At 45.0% G+C, this 16,403-nt stretch carries 9 protein-coding genes; all 9 read right to left on the bottom strand.

The features are described 5' to 3' along the window. Positions 1 to 143: 143 nt before the first annotated feature. Positions 144 to 3,626, bottom strand: a complete 3,483-nt coding sequence (locus NDI44_RS06865; RefSeq protein ID WP_190410523.1) for an NACHT domain-containing protein — start codon at positions 3,624 to 3,626, stop codon at positions 144 to 146. A gap of 14 nt (positions 3,627 to 3,640) precedes the next feature. Continuing rightward, positions 3,641 to 3,862 carry a hypothetical protein gene (locus tag NDI44_RS06860; protein ID WP_190410522.1) on the bottom strand — a complete coding sequence of 74 codons (222 nt, stop codon included), beginning with the start codon at positions 3,860 to 3,862 and terminating at the stop codon, positions 3,641 to 3,643. 74 nt (positions 3,863 to 3,936) lie between these two features. Continuing rightward, positions 3,937 to 5,259 (bottom strand): CHAT domain-containing protein, encoded by a 1,323-nt coding sequence (locus tag NDI44_RS06855; protein WP_190410521.1) that lies wholly within the window; start codon positions 5,257 to 5,259, stop codon positions 3,937 to 3,939. A gap of 60 nt (positions 5,260 to 5,319) precedes the next feature. Continuing rightward, positions 5,320 to 6,246 carry a hypothetical protein gene (locus NDI44_RS06850; protein WP_190410520.1) on the bottom strand — a complete coding sequence of 309 codons (927 nt, stop codon included), beginning with the start codon at positions 6,244 to 6,246 and terminating at the stop codon, positions 5,320 to 5,322. 972 nt (positions 6,247 to 7,218) lie between these two features. Beyond that, entirely contained in the window at positions 7,219 to 9,198 is a 1,980-nt protein-coding gene (locus tag NDI44_RS06845; RefSeq protein WP_190410519.1) for a TnsD family Tn7-like transposition protein, read from the bottom strand. Continuing rightward, entirely contained in the window at positions 9,188 to 11,668 is a 2,481-nt protein-coding gene (locus NDI44_RS06840) for a TnsD family Tn7-like transposition protein (protein WP_190410518.1), read from the bottom strand. The genes NDI44_RS06845 and NDI44_RS06840 overlap by 11 nt, the downstream gene beginning before the upstream one ends. After that, positions 11,665 to 13,266 (bottom strand): ATP-binding protein, encoded by a 1,602-nt coding sequence (locus NDI44_RS06835; RefSeq protein ID WP_190410517.1) that lies wholly within the window; start codon positions 13,264 to 13,266, stop codon positions 11,665 to 11,667. The genes NDI44_RS06840 and NDI44_RS06835 overlap by 4 nt, the downstream gene beginning before the upstream one ends. Next, positions 13,259 to 15,451 carry a DDE-type integrase/transposase/recombinase gene (locus tag NDI44_RS06830; protein WP_190410516.1) on the bottom strand — a complete coding sequence of 731 codons (2,193 nt, stop codon included), beginning with the start codon at positions 15,449 to 15,451 and terminating at the stop codon, positions 13,259 to 13,261. The genes NDI44_RS06835 and NDI44_RS06830 overlap by 8 nt, the downstream gene beginning before the upstream one ends. Continuing rightward, positions 15,448 to 16,293: a TnsA endonuclease C-terminal domain-containing protein gene (locus NDI44_RS06825; RefSeq protein ID WP_190410515.1), complete on the bottom strand. Its 846-nt coding sequence runs from the start codon at positions 16,291 to 16,293 to the stop codon at positions 15,448 to 15,450. Before NDI44_RS06825 ends, NDI44_RS06830 begins: the two co-directional genes overlap by 4 nt. Between the last annotated feature and the right edge of the window lie 110 nt (positions 16,294 to 16,403).

The raw sequence follows: 16,403 nt of genomic DNA, 5'->3' as shown, positions 1-16,403 counted from the left end.
AGTTATAGATTCGATGAATATGTACCAGAAAAACTATGAGTACCTAGACCAGGTTGGCAGAAATAACCCACCAGCTAAAAATGGCGATACAAGAGCTGATATAGCCACCATTGCAACTGTTGGAAAACTTCTGCCGAGTAGGTCTAGGGACTTTCCAAGTGCAGGATATGCAGCTTTCCCATCGCATCTCCAGCTAGGAGTGTGACTCCACTGGAATTGGCAAAAGCAGTGCAATCCCAAAATGAACTGTCTCCTGTAAAACTTGCGATGGAGTTGCCGCTCATCAAATCCCAGAGTGTTAGCTTGCAATCATGTGAACAAGATACGAAATAGGGCGCATCTGAAGTTAGGCTAACTCCATTCACTCCATCTTTATGCTCTTGCAAGGTAAATCGACAGATTCCAGTATTCAAGTCCCAAACCTTGATAGAACTGTCATTCGATGAAGAAATTGCAGTTTGTCCATCTGGTGTGGTTGATACCGATGTAACTTCACCAGAATGAGTTAATGTGTATATTACTTCCGCGTTCATTAGGTTCCAAACCCTAAGTGTTCCATCAGCTGAGGCTGAAATAGCCCGTTGTCCATTGGCACTAACTGCTACGGCGTTAATTGCACTCGTATGCCCTTGCAAGGTGAGTTCATTCGTCCCACTCGCCAAATTCCAAATCTTGAGGGTTCGATCCCAAGAGGCAGAGATAGCATACTGCTCATCCGGTAGGATTGCTACCGAGTTAATGGCGTCAGTATGCCCCCGAAAATCCAGAACTGTGGACTCGTTTGCTAAGTCCCAGAGCCTGATCGTTCCATCCACTGAAGCAGAAACTACAAAATGCCCACTTGGTGCAATCGCAGTTGCCCAAAGTGGTGAAGGATGACCCCGAAGTGTTTGTTTTACTGATCTAGTTGATAAATCCCATATTTTTATAGTTTTATCGAGAGAGACTGTTACAGCTAATTGTCCATTCTTCGAGGCTCTCACCTTGGTGATTCCATCAGTATGATTATGCAGAAACACCCTATTCAAGGGTTTTCTTAAATTCCAGACCTTCAGCGTGCGATCCCAGGACGCTGAAATAACTTGTTGCTGATCAGGAACAACCGTTACGGCGTAAATCTCACGAGTGTGACCCTGAAGTGTACATTCTTCTGCTCCTATTGTTAAATTCCAAATCTTGAGAGTTTCATCTGTAGATCCAGAAATTGCTCGCTGTCCATCTGGTGTTACTGCAACTGCCCAAACTCGATCAGCATGTCCTTCTAAAGTCAACGGGGCTGAGTTACTAGTTAAATTCCATATTTTGAGTGTGTGATCGTTTGATGCAGAAACGGCATGTTGCCCATCCGGAGTTACTGCCACCGATGTGACTACAGCACCGTGTCCTTCCAAGGTGCGTTGGAGTGTTCCACTTGCCAAGTCCCAAATCTTGAGCGTGCAATCGGCAGAACCAGAAACGGCATGTTGCCCATCCGGAGTTACTGCCACCGATGTGACTACAGCATTATGTCCTTCCAAGGTGCGTTGAAGTGTTCCGCCTGCCAAGTCCCAAATCTTGAGCGTGCAATCGGCAGAACCAGAAATAGCATGTTGCCCATCCGGAGTTACTGCCACCGATGTGACTACAGCACCGTGTCCTTCCAAGGTGCGTTGGAGTGTTCCGCCTGCCAAGTCCCAAATCTTGAGCGTGCGATCGGCAGAACCAGAAACGGCATGTTGCCCATCCAGAGTTACTGCTACGCTGGTTACTTCACCATCATGAGTTCCGAGAGAACATAGCTCACTCCCATCCATCAAATTCCAAACCTTTAAGGTTCGATCTGTAGAGGCAGAAATTACCAAGCTTTTGTTTGGTAACACAGCCACCCCGTTCACCTCTCTACTGTGCCCTGTTAGCGTGCGGAGAAGAGGTTCACCGGGTGATACAAGACTTGAAATCAAGGGTCGCAGCCAATAACAACCTTTTCTCTGTCTTGCTTGAGTTAGAAGTTCTGTGATTTCTGGCGCAGCGTATGAGAGTAACCGACCTAGTAACTGCTCTGATAGTTGAGCTTTGTTCTCTACCAGAATATGAGCGGATAGTTGAATCGCATTTCGTACTAACTGTAAGTTGGTGTCATTGGGAAGATAGCCGTAGTCTGAGAGTACAGAAGTAGTGTCAGTTGAATTGAGTTTCGATTGAAGCCAGTCAAGATCAAGTAGTAGTTGGCCCAATTGAGTGTTTCGCTCTGCTCGGCTTAGATGATACGCAAGGTACTTCCATAAATAGAGATCGCTAGAGAGTCTAGTGTGCCAAGGTTGTTGATCAGATAGGTAGTGATGTGTAATTCGCTCGTGTTGTTCTATTTCTTCGCACCAGTAGCTCTCTGCGCGATCTTCATTCAACAGAAAGTCTGTGAAAGAGCGATGATAGATGGAATAGATGCGTTGGCTTGGTGGTAATGATTCATCGCTATCCAGAAATTGACGAATGTTTCTTAGCGGTGTCAGCAATTGGGAGGAACTCCTCTTTCCAAGGAACTTAGCTAGTAAATCCCTACTTAACGGTTCTTGAGCAACAGCTAGTGTGCCCAAAATCGGAGCATAGTGTTCTTCCCAGTCTGACCAGCTAGTTCGATTAATCAATCGCTGCAAGAACTCTGTATAGAAACCATCAATTCCATCGGGTAATCCCTCAAGTGACGCTTGATTAATCTCTGATTCCTCTGCCAACATTAGCAGCAAATTACTCACGTATAGGAAATTTCCATCACTTTTGTGGCTAATTGCATTGATAAAAAACGCTTTTGGTAGCTCAGGATTAAGTTTCTCTGCGATCCTCGGCATTTTATCGAACATCCGAACAATGTGACTCTTCACATCCTCTCGACTATAGATCAATCCATTACCTTCTGTCAGCGAAACTATTTCTAGACTAGACTTTTGAAATAGATTAATAATTTCTTCTTCAGTTCGTGTAGTAAGGATAAACCGCACTTGTAATGGTAAATACTTCAATCGCGCTAGTAAGTTAGCAATCTTGGTCTTCCCTTCATGCAGTAATGATTCATCCAAACTATCAATCAGGATGGTAATTGGTTTCATAAAGCCATTGTTGTAAATTGTATGCAGTGGCTCAACAATAGCTTGATCAAATTCTTCCTGGGAATTTAACCCAGCAAGCGTCAAATTATTAATTACTACTGCCTGTAATACACTATCAAAGGCTGACTGGACATTCAGAGTGGCATTAATGTTGACTTGCTTTTCCCCTGTATCTTGAAGAGCGAGTGCATATTCAGGAAGCGCAGCCAGTTGCAGGGCAATTGATTCAGAGAAAATTTTAGGATTGGTTCGTCTGCTATCATTGGCAGAGCAAAAATGTATCGCGTTTAGAAAGTCTTTTTTGAGGTGTGATAATGGGATAGATAGTGAAACCGAGCCTTGAGAGATTTGAGTTAAGCGAGCAGCGAGCGCCGTTTTTCCACTCCCTGGTTCTCCAGTCAGAAGAAAGTAGCGTGAGCTATTGAGATCAGAGAGCCAATTATGAATCTTCTCGAATACCCACTCTCGACCAGTGAAGTTACGGGTGCGCTCAGCGATGTAGTCTGTAAAGTCAATTCCTTGTTTGGGATTGAGTAATACCATAGCTGATTCATAAGTCAATTAATAGGTTTGATTAGGCTGCATGGAGAGGGTATAGTTCTCGCACTTTTCCCCACTCCTGGTTCCCCCGTCAGGATGAAGAACCGTTCATTGTCCTGTTGCAACCATCGGTCAATCTCCTCAAAGACCCACTCCCGTCCTGTAAAGCCTTCGGTGAGTCTTTCGATATCACGGTCAAAGGCGATCGCTTTTACTTGAGTTGAAACGGTTTCAGCCATCGTTTCTTACAGTGAGACGCTTGTAGTTGTTTAGGTTTTGAGGGCGATCGCAATATTCGTCTAAAAATCAAGGTTCAAAGGCTATCAATTCTTACATTTTCGAGATCGGCATTGTTGACTTTCTGAGCTTCTAAATTGCCTTTAATGTCTGCGGCATTTTTAACTTCACCAATCTTGATATTCCTATGTTCACCGCCCTCTACAGTACCTAACTTCATATTTGCTTCCACAACTCGCCTTGATGGATCTACCTGCTGTTCGGACAGTTTGTCACTGGGTTGCTGAAACAGGTATCCATCTCGCACACGCATAAAGATAACTGGCGTTGCAAAATCTCGTGTTCGATGCAAAGTTGAGCCATTTGCAATTGCGCGGCGACCAAGCTGAGCAGCTACATCTACAGGCTTGCCCTCCGCCAACTCCCAGTAGAAGCGACTAACAAATTCGATTGCTGTGTCATTAGTGACTTCATACTGCATTGCTACAACAACTGGAATATTCTGTTGAACAACTTTAGAAGCAACCCCAACAAAAGCTTTTGATGGAGATAGCTGACCTCCCTCACATGCTTGCAACACAACAATTCCAGGTATATGCTGAGTAAAGCGTTCACTAAATTCGCGTGCGTTGATCCATTTCGCCCTACCCATATCATTCATAAAGGCAAGTTGACCGAGGGCTTCATTCTTTTCGTTGTGCAGACGACCATGACCAATGAAATGGAAGATGTGAGGCTTGTGTTTTCTCAGGGCTTCATCAACAGCACCAAATTGAGCAGGATTTACCACAAATAACTCAAGCTGGTCTGGTTTATCCTTAACCAAATCTTTCAAAGCTTGTTCAACTGGTTCATGATCCACCACAGCTTCTCCCCGTGGTGTAGAGATGACCAAGGCGATTCTCAGCTTTTCATCCTTGCCCAACGGAATCGGGTCTGCTTTGTCCCATAAAGCTCGTCGCCGTGAGAAAATGATTTTTGGTGCTGTTGCGAACCAAAGCTCGCCTCGACCTGCTTGCTCAGGCAAACACATAAATTCCCAAGGCAGCGCAGCTACCTCAGGCATAGTCTGTTCATCAATATCTAGTTCAAATCGAAACAATTGATCCTGATCTTGAGCATGCTTCTTATAAGAATCAATGAACGCATTAAGCAGCCTGTCGTCAAGCAATGCTGCACAAAGTGCTTCTCCTAGACGTATCACCTGTTCAGCATCATCCAGTGCAGCTTGATTCGCTGCCTCAATTAATGCCTTGATTTCCTCATCGCCAAATACCTTGTCTCTACGAAATAGCCCGACTGGTTTTTCTTCGGGTGATAAATCTTCTCCCCACTCTTGAATTCGTACAGAATTGTCACCAGCGACTGACACACGAAAGTTATAGTATGTTCCGGGCATATCTTCTTCCTTAAACAAATGAGTGACTAATAACTGAGTTTGATTTGAAAGCCAGAGCTTTCATGAAGCAGTAATAGGTTTCGGCAAAGTTAGAGTCCATGTTTCTTCCACACCACGACTCAGATCTGGTATTGCCTTACCATCGTGAGTTAGCAGATTTTTCAGATTGTCAGTTAAACGCCGAAAGACATGCTCCACATTCATCGTGAGCCAATTCATGTTAGGCTCAGCCCAAGCAATTCCCTTCAAAGTAATAGATTCTGTTCCTTTGGGAACTTTGAAAACGGTTGCGAACTCCATTGAAGTCATCTTCTGCAATTCTGGATCTTGTATGTACCAGTAGCAGGTGGGGCTACTTTCACCCAAGGCTGTAATTTCTGAACGACCAAGTTGATACTTGTATTCAGGAATCGCAATGAATGCTTTGAACTCGTCCTTATTAGCTATTTTTGCTTGTAAATCCCCTGAAAAACGCTTGAGAACTTCAGGGAGATTTGTAGAATCGACTCCAATATTCCAGCTTAGACTTCCATCTAGACCCACATTCATGCCAACCCCAAAATTCATGACATCTCGCCATTTATCAGTGGGAAAGATTGTCTGAATAATTGGTTCGTCGCTGCCTTTTGGACCAAAATCGAGTTCACAAGCTAACTGTACAAATTGAACACCAGGTTCAGGCTTCATAATTACTGGTACAGCCATATAATAAAAATCATATTGCTCTTGCATCTGGCGCTTGAACATTGGAGTTAACTCAGCACCGCTCTCTTGAAATATTTCCTCTGTAAGCCGCCTTAATTTGTCTTTCGGCGTACCAAATCTTACCTCTGTTTTGAAAAGACTAGAAACCGCAGCTTCAGCCTTCCCAATGCGTCTTGCTTCACCACCTGCAAGTGTTCCTTCTGCTCTCTGAACATCGTTGAGCAAAGTTTTTAATAGATTGTCAGCTTCGTTGAGATCAGGTGGGTTAATCATTTTAGCCATTCTTATTGCTCCTTTGAGTTAATCAATTCTTAGAAACACATTCTACGTGACTGGAAATTTGACCAGCATCGACTCAGGTAATCTCACTACCGTGTATACTGCCAATGTTCTGAACAACATTAATGATGGTTTTCTGGCAATTGATTCATCGCTATAAATACACAGAAACTCCCTTACGAGAGTTCCTTCCAATGCTTCAAAAAAAGCATCTACCAAAAATTCTTTCCTTCCAGGAAGTTAGCTAATAAAAATTTTTCATTGATTGTCTATAGTTAACCGGAAAAATTCGATAAAATAATGAGCAATCGACTGCCCTATCAGTTTTCACAGTCTTTATCTGTCCTCATATAAATAGAAATCGCCATTAATCAAAGACTGGAAAGTCCTGCATCAATCTAGCCTCAGTACAATTCCGGTGTCACTGAGTAGTAATTTTTATTTACAGGCTACTGCCAGTAGATGCACCCATCCATCTAACGGGAGGTAACGACCACATAGGTAGGTTTAGTCACAGAATACATTGCGAAAGTCGAGTCCCATATCAAACACGACTTTTTAGTGCGGTCCATCCTGTCTATGAATTTCCAGGATACGGGGATGGGGAAAGTTTTTGGAGTGGTGTTGAGGCTGCACGATCGCTTGACAAGAGACTCCCATCTCTTCCACTTCTCTAAAGACAGCTTCTAGGTCCGATTTTCGTTCAGAGGCAGACTGCTCCTTAGCACTTTCTAACACCCAGGTTTTCACTTCAGCGCTGGGAGCGAGTTCCTCTCATAACAGGTCTAACAGAATTTCGGCTTCCTTACCCTTCAGATAGCGATCGCGATACATCACATCGCTCGTTCTACCTTACTTCCTGCCAACACTTGCTCTAGACCTGGTTCTTGCCGCAGCTTTGAAAGCATAAGGTGGTGACAGCTCGGTAGCCGTTAGACTTCCATTCAAGAACAATTACTTAGATGAATTGGGAAGCTAAATTAACTCATCTGTTTGAACTACACCTAGTGGGTCTAAAGATGCCAAAGCTGTTGCGATCGCTTCTTTCACCTGCTGTGTCGCTTCCATGTCCGGACGTAAACCTGCTCGACGCACTAACTGCCACCGCTGGGGACAAACATTCTCTTGACGAAAATGTTCAGCAGCATACTCCACCCGACGCACGGCAAACTGTTCACGAGTCTCAACCACCTCCGCCAGAACCTGTGCCGTTAGGGGAAGCTGATCAAGGTGTTTCTGGATGTTTGCCAATTGACCGATATCTCTAGCGATCGCAGCTACAGTTATTTGTACAGGGCGTCCGGGAGCATTCTTCAAGTGCTCTGCTGAGAGTTTTGCTGCTATAGCCCACTGGGTATCACGGCTTTCCCAATCAACACGAGATGGGCTAACTGTTGGCTTACGAGGAGGCATATACGCCTTCAGCCATTCTTTGTCATTCCTGTAGAGCCAGATATAAACACGCGGTAATAGGCTCCGCAATAACTTCCCGCCTGCTTCTGGATTGTCTTCTCTCAAAGAGAGCCAAGCCGCACGGTTCATTTCCAACTCATTTTGGTCAATTGTTACAGCATTTCCTGGCTCAGTAGTTAGTTGTTCTGTAGGTTGCTGCGTTGGTCTTTTAGTTGGACGGGGGAATAGCAATTCTAAGCGAGTAGCATGGCTTTTAACAGTATGAGGGTCAACTTCCAACCGCCGTGCAATCTCGCGCAGACTGACTCCTTTGTCTGCCCACCAATCCTTGAGGGTTGATTCCCAAACACCTCCGTAAGATTCTACTCGGCTGTAGCGATACCAATCCTCCATAGACTGGTCTGGACCAATCCGCGAATAAACAAAGCCACAGCAATGACAGTTAAATGTGCCGATAGGTCTGCCATTCTCCTGGCTATAGGATAAGCGATAGTTCTTAATGCGTCGTCGCCGGAACTGCTCGCAAACCGGATTCAGGCAAGGCCATGAGCCACGACCGAAGGGCTGATACTCAGCAGGAAGTTGGAAGAAAGATTCGGCTGTGTGTCCGAGAAACTGTATGAGCAGCAGATGGTGTAGAGGATGCTGTGCGCTTTTAGGAGAGCGAACTAGTCGAAACAGCCAGTTATGCTGACTTTGTTGATCAATCTCACAATGAAGTAGCCTCAGAAGCTCCTCAGAGTAGTAAAACTGAAAGGCATCTAGCAATCGACTCGTGTAAACCCTGCCACTATAGGTTGCCAGCTCACGGTCAGCTAGCAAAGGTAGGTAACGGTTCCGAAAAGATTCAAGTCCCGGAGCCAAACTTTGCTGATTCAACAACCAAGCGGCATCGCGAGCAATCTTCAACAAAGCTACATGAGAGAGATTTGAAAGTGTCAAGGAACGTGGTGAAGTGGTGTAGATTGCTTGTTGAGCTGAGATATACTCATGACGAGTTTTTCGATGCAGCACTTGAGCTTTGCTGTTCTCCAAAAAGACAGCATGGACTGGACAAACTTTAACACCCGGAACTTGGTGGATACGGTGCCAGTACGTTTCGCCAAACTGCCTTTCATCATCTTCTGTACACAGCGGGCAAAAGCGAAGCCATGCAGGTGTTGGAACGCTATTAGCCATAATGCCCAAACGCCCAGGAACTGAGATTTTACCGTTTCCTCGCAGATCTTCCCGTAATCGTTCCACCCGAGCGGGTTGATGAAAAGGGCTGTAAAAAGGCAACAGCGTTTGGTTATCAATCAGGCGATCAGCACTGTAACGATTTCCCAGAGGTAAAGCAGCAATCAGACTATCAAGATGAGAAGGTAGGTCAACAACTGCTATAGCATTTGAGGTTCCGAATAGTTCCTTCACCACAAATTTTTGATCTGAATATTGCACTTGGTTTTGAAACCGTGCACAGACACTGTAGAGCAATTCATCTGGGGCAGGGTCAGGAAAGTAGCTAATGACCCTTCTACCTATGTAATGATTATGTTTCATCACTTGATAGTATTTCGGCATTGCCAATAATGTCTAACGACTCCAAAGATTGCCAAGCAGCATCGAGTGCATTTTTCACTGGTAGCAACTTCGCTATCTCTAAGGCCACATCACTTCGCCTTCTCAATTGTGAACACGTTGGATGTATTCTCTCTTGACGGTAACAATCTGTAACCCACCAGATCTTACGGATAGCAATGTCTTCAACTGTCTCAATTGCCTCAGCCAGAGCGTTAGCTGTCAGTGGTAGTTTATCAAATTGTCGTTTCTTTGGGATATTTATCCATTTGCCTAAACTTAGCCGCCCTAAATCATTAGCTATTGCTATTTTTGTTACTCGCACAGGACGTGTAGCCGTATTCTTGAGTGCCAAGGCTGATAACTTCACAGCCTCTGCAAGTTGAGTATCAAGGCTTTTCCAGTCCACACGAGACGCACTTAAAGACTTCAAAGAGCTTTCTCTTTTCTGAGGTGATGGTAAATGAGCTATAAGCCATTCCTTATCATTTCTAGAAAGCCAAGCGTAAATACGTTGAAATTTTTTATGCAGAAAGCTTCGTCCTGCTTCTGGATATTCCTCTACAGCAGCGATCCATTCGCTTCGATAGATTTCTAACTTGTTTTGTAAAATCTTGCTATCTCTGGAACGAGAAAATAAACTTTGACTTCCTTGCTCTACTGTCCAAGATGGAGCAATTCGAGGAAAAGAAAGTCCTAGACGGATAGCTTCACGCTTAACTGCTTGGTCGTCAACCCCAAGGCGACGTACTACCTCGCTTAGCGAAAGTGCAGAGTCATTCCATAACTGTCTCAAAGCGTTCTCCCATAGGGAGCCGTAAGATTTCACCCGACTAAATCGAAAGGGGTCTTCGGGAACTTTCCCGGCCTTAGTTCGGAAATAGACAAAGCCACAGATGCAACTGAAAATCCCTGAGCATCTGCCTCCTTGATACTTGTACGTGATGTCCTTTATTTGTGGTTGTCGGAAATGTTCACAAACCGGATTCAGACAAGGCCAGGGACCCTGTCCGAAGGGGCAAAATTCCGCGTATTTTCCTCCAGATGATAACCCTTTGTTTCGATTATTCTTCACCTTGTTTAGTCTAGGCGCTTGAATATTTTTCGATCGAGGTGATACCACCCGATTTAGGGGCTTTACCTTGGCAATCGGACCTAGCCGAGGGAATGAAAGCCCCAAGTAGCCAGCTTGACTCTTAACTGTTTCTCTCTTAACTCCTAAGCAACGTGCTATTTCACTTACTGAAACAGCCGAGTCGTTCCATAGCTGCTTTAATGTATCTTCCCATAACCAGCCATAAGATTTCACTCGGCTAAATCGAAAGCAATCATCCGATGATTGATTATGACTATTCCGGCTATAAATAAAGCCGCAGGCGCAGCTAAAAGTGCCTATAACTTTATTTCCTTGACACCTATAACTAATATCTTCTATGTATGGTTGTCTAAAATGCTCACAAACTGGATTAAGGCAAGGCCACGGTCCTTCTCCGAAGGGGCTATACACTTCTTCTGTAAGCGTAAAAAATTGCTCTGCTGTGTATCCCAAGAATTGGATCAGCAGTAGATGGTATAAGGGAGGCTGCACCCATTTAACTGACGGTCGCACCAGGGCAAATAACCAATTATTATTTTTCTTTTCGTCAATTTCACAATTAAGCAGCTTTAAAAAATCAGCGGGGTAATAGTTTCTAAAAGCCTCCAGTAATTCATTCACACGAACTATACCTGTATAGTTGGCCAAGCCTCGTTTCTTTAGGAGATACAAATAACGATCCTTTACAAAACTAAATTCTGAAATTAAGCTAGGCTGACTGAGTAACCAGATAGCATCGTCGGCAATCTTCAGGAGAGCTTTGTGGCGTAAATTTGATAAATCTAAAGGGTTTGACCGTGCTACCTCTACTGCATTTTCAGCAGAAATTAGTTCATATCTCAATCTCTGGCTTCGTGTACGTACTTCGCTATTTGCCAGAAAAACTTTATGAATAGGACAGACTTGTACACCAGGTAATTGATGGAGTCGATGCCAATAGCATTCGCCCAACTGCTTCTTTTCCTCCTCTGCACACAACGGACAGAAACGAAACCATTCTGGTAAGCGAATGCTGCTATTGATGAAGCCCAAGTGCATCTGAGCTAGTTTTCCCGTGTCTCCTTGCATATTTTCCCGAAGAAGAGTGATGCGTTTAAGCTCAAGGAATGGACTGAAAAAGGGCAATAGCGTATTTTTGTCTATCAATCGATCAACTGTATAGTGATGCCCATGTGGTAAGACTGAAATAAGTCTACCGAGGTGGTTAGGTATCGCGACCACTACTGTCTGAGTTCCAGCTCCAAACAGTTCCTCAATGGTATGCCTACTGCTGTGATACTGCACTTGCTCTTGATATCGCGCACAAACACTATAAAGCAGTTCATCTGGATAGGGAGCGGGGAAGAAACCAATCATACTGTTACCTCATCCAAAAGATACTCAGTGGCGGGTCGAATGTAGCCTTCTTGCTGGAGAGCTTCATAGGCCGCAATTCCTCGCTTCTCTCCAACAGCCACAACCTTAATCAATCCATCCTTCTTGGAGGCTGTTTTACGAAGTGTTCTCTGCCGCTTCTTAGTTTCAGTTTTGGCAAGAGTAGCAATATTTATTGCGTTGGTTGCTGATTTTACTAGAGGCGAATCAGGAGCTAGATTTTGGAAGCTAACCTCGACCTCTTCTTCAGAATCTGTCAAGCTTTTCTCAATCATGGGTGAAGAACGGAGGCGACCTACAATTTTGGTATTCTTTTGAGCCTCTTCTAGGAAGGATGTAATGTCGATTGGATAGACATCTTCCACACTTTGGAGGAATCGGATATCACCTGTTCTTAAAGCTGACAAAATCGGCTGTGCAAGACGAAGACTATCCTTTGCTACTGACCGGATAATGCTTTCGGTCACAACCTCTTTTCCAGTTGCGATCGCCCGGACTTGTGCCAACATATAGACCTTAACGGCAAAGTCAGTAATTCCTTGAGTTACGTCATAGAGAACATGACTTAGCTCTGGCTTCAGCGGACAAGGTTTGCTAATGTACTGGTATCGCCAAAGTGATTCGACAAATAACTCCCAAACATCATCTTGTGCCATCCTGTCCCAAACCAAATCCCCCTGACCACTAGCTCGACGGGTTTGGCGGAACTCGCCACTCAAAATAGACATGGCTTTATAAGTTCCTACTAGAACAACGGGAATACCAATGGTGTTGACTAGTTGAACGAAGAAGTTGAGCATTCTTTGGGAGCCACCACTTTTTGCTTCGTTCAAGTGTTGAATTTCGTCAATTACCAAGACTCCGATACAGTGGAGGGAAGCTACACGAGCCATATATGGTATTAACTGGTCTACTGTAAAGCGGCCTCTACCATAATTTTTGGAGTAGTTAGTTCCTAGAAGATCGTCAAGCGCTTGAAAAAAGTTTAGGCACAAACCTTTAATTGAACCATCAAAGGGACAGTCTAGCTTCAACCACACAATTTGCATTAGCGTGAAATCTCGGTTGTCATAGTGGCTATGAACAATCACTTGAGGATAAAGAGACAGGATTGCCTCCACCGCAGTTGTTTTACCTACACCGCTGATGCCGATAATCGTAAAACCTGTAGCTGTTGAACGTAGATGATTTTGAGAAAATCCATCAGAATCTAAAGCATTTAATCGCTTTTGGAAGTCTCTGCGGAACTCAGGCGTTAACGGATTGCGAGCCTCGTATCCTGTCCGAATCATGCAAGAAAAGCGCTGCTCTAAATCCAAATGAATTGGAAGGGGTTCAACGAATTTCAATGCGTTCCGCACTAGATGAAAACGCAAGTGGTTAGGCAGAGTACGCTCGTTTTGGTCATAACTTGGATAGTGTGCTAGAAGCATCATCGCTTCTTCTTCTGCGAGAATTGGGGGTAATGCTTCTATAAGTGGATTACCACGATAGCTGGAAATTTGTGGGTCACGGTATGAGGCTGGTTCAACCGCTCCCTTACTGACTAACAGCGATGGTTCTGAATTACTATTAGTCATTGTTCCAGTTCTTCTCCCGCAGTTTGCGTAACTTGTCAATGGGCTTGGGTGGTGCCACATAACCTTCGTCATCCTCTTCAGGTTGAGCAACTGATGGCAACGGAATTATTTGCCCTGGTGGTTTAGAAATCTCATCTATTCCCAATTGCCAAGCTCCAGCCTCTCGTTCGTGTTCGCGTTCTGACTTTCGATTTCTCCGAATTCCCTGGATGCGCGATCGCTTGCTCTGGACTGTAGATGCTTTCTCAGTCTGCTCTGTGGCTTGGTCAACAATCTGGCTTACTTGAGCGTGAAAAGCAGCACTGGATTGCTGTTTCCGTGTCCTAGAAGCTTGCTCGGACTGTTTTTGCCGCTCAAAATAGTCAACAATTTCATACCAATCTCGACCTTTGAGTGTCTTCTCGGCGTCGATTAGGTGACACGATTCCAGACGCATACCACCATTGAGACGCAGGTATATGTTGTCAAGTCTACGAGGCTCGTAGGCAATCGGAATCTTCCATCTACCCTTTGCCCTAGCCTTGACAAACCATTGTTCGCGCAGCGCTAGTTCGCAGGTGTAGTATAAGCCTTGATAGTAGATACCTCGATATGTGACGGAAGCTTCTGCTGCCGGAAGCAGGTTTAAGCGGATGATTTCCGGTGCCATTGTGCGGAGATGACCAACCCGGTTTTTGACTCCCCAATTCCAGAGTTCAATCGGGTAAGGGTCAACGCGCTCCTGAATCATGAACTCGTCCAGGCGATACCAGTTCATGCGGTGGTTATTATTGTGTTCCAGGACGCACAAAGTTATCAGGTGTCGGAACTGGTGGAGATCGAGAACGGCATCGAGCCGATAGTCTTTATCACCCCGTTCGCGATTGCGGTTGACCGCTCCAGGCATCCAGTGAATCATCTTGTCATTGCTTAAGCGGAAGTTTCGTTCAACAATGCCTTTCCAGTCCGCTCGATAGGGGGGCGTGTTGGATATCAGGACGTTAAGGGCATTGACAAGATTGTCGGCGTTGTAACCTTCAAGTTCGCCTCGATCTGCCAGGATTCCTTCAGGGAGATGATGGCTAGGCCAATCGGCTTCATCAATCTGAATGCCCAAGTCTTGGCAAAAAGCCACCTTATTGAGAGTGGCATTTTCGAGAGCCAACATGGCACCCAACCAACTCGGTCCTTCCAAGCTGACAGTAAATCCTGCGATCAGTCGGCTAAAGGTGTCGATGACAACGTAGATTACAGGGCGACCAATAATGCGGTTTCGGTCTAGAGAACTCACCAGATAGATGTCACCGATCGTTGCGTCAATTTGGTAGAGTGACCCCGGACCAAATGCCATCTGGGTTGAATCTCCAAGTACAGCTCGGTGACGTAAGTTGAATCGACGTTCGCCCTTACGGGATATTTGTACTTGAGTGATATCGCTCTCTTTTTCGTACCAGTAGCGGAATTGAGCAAAGCTGGGTAGTTCGGTAGCAGGTGGTAAGACAGGCACTAGTACTCCATCCTGCATTTCGTAACCCTTGTGAAAGAATTTTTCCAGCGTTAGCTGATAGGCATCTTTCAGGGTTCTCCCTTTTTGGTTCTCGTAAAACAATTTGAGACCACGGCGAAAGCTTTGCCGAATCTCATCATCAACATTGACTCCAAGGGGTATCTCTATTGCCTTGGCAAGCTTACTAGGGCGACCGCGTTTGCGACCGTGACTCTGACGCTGCTTACCTCTTCCGCCACGCTTGTCAAATAGAGGAAGGAGGGCATTTTTTGTTTTTCCTGCCTGCCAGTAGCGCCTCAGGTAACTGTAAATTGTCGCCTTTGAATGTCCTGTCCGTTCTACCGCTGCCTCAACAAGAGGGCCGCGATCGCTCGGATTAAACACCTTCTCAGCTTCTCCTTCGACCAGTGGTGCAATCGCTTCCCATGCCCGATCCCTATGCTGTCGATGGCTTTCAGGAATTGCACTTTCAGGTCGAAGAAGTGCTGCATATGGGTCAACTTCCAAGATACGAACTTCCTTGGCTGTGATTGCTACCTCTAACTCCTTTGATTTTTGCCATTTTGGGAGAGCCTTTCGGTTGTTAATCTCAATTGTTACCGCGTCAGTACCAGAGGGGTCAAGCCACAGTAAGCGTTCGATGCATGGCTCAGCCTCATCCCTTTGCCATTCCATCAGCATATTCAAACATAAGCTCATCCAGCACCTCCTGCTGCCTGGAATGGCTCTACTAACGGGGTAGTTAGAAGAAGTAAAGACTTGCTAGGTTGGATGGGTTTATTCATGTCTACCAACCACCGTCGATTAGCGATTAGATGACGAGAAACTGATAGAGCAGTACCTGGTTTTAGTCCGAGATTGCCATCACATTCCGCAGTCAGGTCAGTTAGTACTGCATTTCCTTGAGCCATTCTCAGAGTTAGCGCAGTTGCAATGTGACGTATCTCAGTTTCTGATAGAGGTGAGAGGTCTTCAATGCGGAAAAAAGTGTGCAACCAGGCAACATTTTTAGCGAGTGCTTGAGGAATTTCTTGTTCGGTAACAATTCCCCAATCAATATTCCTGTTTTGCCAGTAACAGCGTTCAATTTCTAGTTTCTCTACCGTTCGTTTGGACTGCAAATCTTTAGCAGTCTTGAGTGTCCGAGCTTGTTCGATTACCGCAATATTCTGGGGAACAGTAATGAAGAAATCCGTTGTCATGACAATGGGTTCTTTGGTTTTTGGATCTGTGGGGTGACGGATGCCACATTGTTCAGCAATGGCGAGCGTTTCTTCTAAAGGGAGTAGGGGATATTGCTCCCGGATATCAAAGACAATGAGTGACCATTCGAGTATGTAAAAATAGCTGAGTTCAAGGTTACTCAGAAAGTGATGGACTCGCTTGGTTTTCCAGCCCTTGATGCGTGTTGCCAGCCCTTGGGAGGAAACATCTTGAACTAGCAACCAGGGTTTGTAGTCAGAACCTCTGCCTTGACCGCGACCGTCACTAATGCGTTTGTCAATGACTGTCTGATCTGTTTGCCTTTTTCGTTTAGCCATACGATTACCCTGTGTTGTATTACTCAAAACTTGCTGCTATCTAACTAATGAAGCTGATTGAATTAGCAAGTACTAAGATTTACCTCGGCAAGACTGCAAGCTTTACTAGG

This window comes from Trichocoleus sp. DQ-A3, assembly GCF_039961975.1.
Classification (GTDB): Bacteria; Cyanobacteriota; Cyanobacteriia; order Cyanobacteriales; family FACHB-T130; genus FACHB-T130.
The sequence above is the reverse complement of the archived record's forward strand: the minus strand, read 5'-3'. Positions and strand labels throughout refer to the sequence as shown.

Coding starts and splice junctions, on each gene's coding strand:
- NDI44_RS06850 (WP_190410520.1), bottom strand. CDS start 6,246: ATGGCTAAAATGATTAACCCACCTGATCTCAACGAAGCTGACAATCTA.
- NDI44_RS06840 (WP_190410518.1), bottom strand. CDS start 11,668: ATGATTGGTTTCTTCCCCGCTCCCTATCCAGATGAACTGCTTTATAGT.
- NDI44_RS06835 (WP_190410517.1), bottom strand. CDS start 13,266: ATGACTAATAGTAATTCAGAACCATCGCTGTTAGTCAGTAAGGGAGCG.
- NDI44_RS06830 (WP_190410516.1), bottom strand. CDS start 15,451: ATGAGCTTATGTTTGAATATGCTGATGGAATGGCAAAGGGATGAGGCT.
- NDI44_RS06825 (WP_190410515.1), bottom strand. CDS start 16,293: ATGGCTAAACGAAAAAGGCAAACAGATCAGACAGTCATTGACAAACGC.
- NDI44_RS06860 (WP_190410522.1), bottom strand. CDS start 3,862: ATGGCTGAAACCGTTTCAACTCAAGTAAAAGCGATCGCCTTTGACCGT.
- NDI44_RS06865 (WP_190410523.1), bottom strand. CDS start 3,626: ATGGTATTACTCAATCCCAAACAAGGAATTGACTTTACAGACTACATC.
- NDI44_RS06855 (WP_190410521.1), bottom strand. CDS start 5,259: ATGCCCGGAACATACTATAACTTTCGTGTGTCAGTCGCTGGTGACAAT.
- NDI44_RS06845 (WP_190410519.1), bottom strand. CDS start 9,198: ATGAAACATAATCATTACATAGGTAGAAGGGTCATTAGCTACTTTCCT.